The 1696-nt window shown below is 24.5% G+C and carries 1 protein-coding gene, 1 tRNA gene and 1 rRNA gene; all 3 read left to right on the top strand.

What is annotated here, in order from left to right:
• Nucleotides 1–2 precede the first annotated feature (2 nt).
• Nucleotides 3–120 (top strand): 5S ribosomal RNA (gene rrf, locus KQI36_RS17580).
• A gap of 6 nt (nt 121–126) precedes the next feature.
• Nucleotides 127–202, top strand: a tRNA-Phe gene (locus KQI36_RS17585).
• Nucleotides 203–1083: 881 nt separating this feature from the next.
• Nucleotides 1084–1248 (top strand): hypothetical protein, encoded by a 165-nt coding sequence (locus KQI36_RS17590; RefSeq protein WP_162829339.1) that lies wholly within the window; start codon nt 1084–1086, stop codon nt 1246–1248.
• The last annotated feature ends 448 nt before the right edge of the window (nt 1249–1696 follow it).

Below are 1696 nucleotides of genomic sequence, written 5' to 3' on the forward strand. Positions count from 1 at the left end.
AATCTGGTGATGATGGTTTAGAGGGTAACACTCCTTTCCATTCCGAACAGGCAAGTTAAGCCTCTAGACGCCGAGAGTACTGCACGGGAGACTGTGTGGGAGGGTAGGTTGTTGCCAGGTAAGTATGGCTCGATAGCTCAGTCGGTAGAGCAGAGGACTGAAAATCCTCGTGTCGCTGGTTCGATTCCTGCTCGAGCCACCAAGCTTAGTAATTTTACTAAGCTTTTTTTATTTATTGAAAAATAAAAAATAAAAAGTTATCAACAATATACATTAAAAAAATAGAAGTTATAAACAAAATCACAGTTATTTATGTGAATTTGTTTATAACTTTTTGTTTTTTGTAAGATTGTTGTTAATAACTTTTAAATTTACGCATTTATCAAATAATAAAAATTAAGATTGACAATATAATAATGGTTAACAGATTATTTTAGTTAATCTATGTTATTTGTATTTTTAAGTTAAAAAACTTATTTTTAGTTTTATATACTATGATTAACTACTAAAGTTTTATTGACTTATAGATATAATTATTTTTTACTAATAACAAAAATTTTATTAATAAATTTAAGTTTAGAATTGTATCCAGATAAAAGAAAAATGAATATTAATTACTGGAAACTAAAAGAATATAGTGTATAAAGAATAAACTTATAAATAAGTAAAAAACAAATAAAAATTAATACAAGTATTTATTATTGAAAAAATAAACATAGCAATAGTAATTAAAAATTTAAAATTGTATTTGAATATGAATAGCTAGTCAAAAGATTTCCAATGATGTTATGAACATAATGAGGTATATGTAAATTTTATATAAATGTAGTTTTAAATTCTAAGTATGTAACTTTGCAGAATAAATAATTTAATATTTTACTACTAATTATAACGTACTTTAATTAAGAGCTATGTTGATTGTTATTAACCATACTTCTAATAATACTAAAAGTGTTTGTTATATAACTCTTAGCTAGTTATAAATATAATAGTTAGAAAAATATACTAATACTTATCATTAATATAAAACTTAATTATAGTAAACAATATAAATGAAATTTATATTATAAGGTGGTGTTATATATGGCTAAAAAAGGAATGAAGAGGTATTATGAGCATAGAAGTAAAGAAGAAGTAGTTCCAGAGATACAGGGCAAAGCTAAAAGTGGAAATGCAAAGGCTGGTGTAGAATTCCATTACACTACTCCAGATAGGGAAAACTATACAGAAACACATAAATTAAAATAAACAGTATAAATAAAATAGAACTTATTTAACCATAAGTTCTATTTTATTTATGTCGTTTTTGTTAAAAATAAAACAAACTGAACCTAGTGTGTCATTAGTTATAAAATGTAGAATATTGATGAAAAACAAAGAAAATACAACAAAATTTTATTAAATAAGAAAAAAATTGAAAAAGTATTAATTAATTTTATATATAATAAATCTTGTCGCTGAGGCAAGCAAGTAAGCAGCTCAAGCGATAAGGATTTAAACTTTAAAAGACACTTAAAAAATTTGAAAAAAAGTTTTAGAAAAGTGTTGACAAAGAAGTTAAAACCTAGTAAAATAGTAAAAGTCGTCAGGTAATGACGAATTGGTCTTTGAAAATTAAACAGATAAATATAGGTAAAACCAGTTAATTCATTTGAGAATCTATTTTGTAGATGCTCACATCGAAAGATGTAAAAAA

The organism is Clostridium senegalense, assembly GCF_018916625.1.
GTDB classification, from domain to species: Bacteria; Bacillota; Clostridia; order Clostridiales; family Clostridiaceae; genus Clostridium_J; species Clostridium_J senegalense.